2 pseudogenes are annotated in these 332 nt (G+C 69.0%); both read right to left on the bottom strand.

Going from position 1 to position 332, the window contains the following annotated elements:
• Window positions 1–204: pseudogene (locus tag IF67_RS0138520) on the bottom strand (ABC transporter ATP-binding protein); the annotation flags it as partial.
• A gap of 4 nt (window positions 205–208) precedes the next feature.
• Window positions 209–332: pseudogene (locus tag IF67_RS43525) on the bottom strand (ABC transporter permease); the annotation flags it as partial.

Consider the following 332-nt stretch of genomic DNA (forward strand, 5'->3'; position numbering starts at 1 on the left):
GGAGACCCCCTTGACCGCGTGCACCTCGCGCACGCCCGCGGAGGGCTTGCGCCGGACGATGCGGTTGAGCGCCGCGGTGGCACCGCCCTTGCCCGTACCGGTGCCGTACACCCGGTAGACGATGTGCAGATCGTCCGCGATCACGGTCGGGATGCGGGTCTCTGCGGCCTGTGCCGGCCGGTTGCCGTTGTTCTGTTCCGTCATGAGCTCAGCCACGTCCGTACCGCTCCTCGGCCTTCCAGAAGTACACAAAGCCGACGACGCCCATCAGCAGCGCCCAGCCCCCGGCGAACGCCCACACATGCGGCGGCAGCTTGTCGTGCGTGAAGCTG

It is taken from the genome of Streptomyces sp. NRRL S-1813 (genome assembly GCF_000719605.1).
In the GTDB taxonomy this organism is placed as follows: domain Bacteria; phylum Actinomycetota; class Actinomycetes; order Streptomycetales; family Streptomycetaceae; genus Streptomyces; species Streptomyces decoyicus.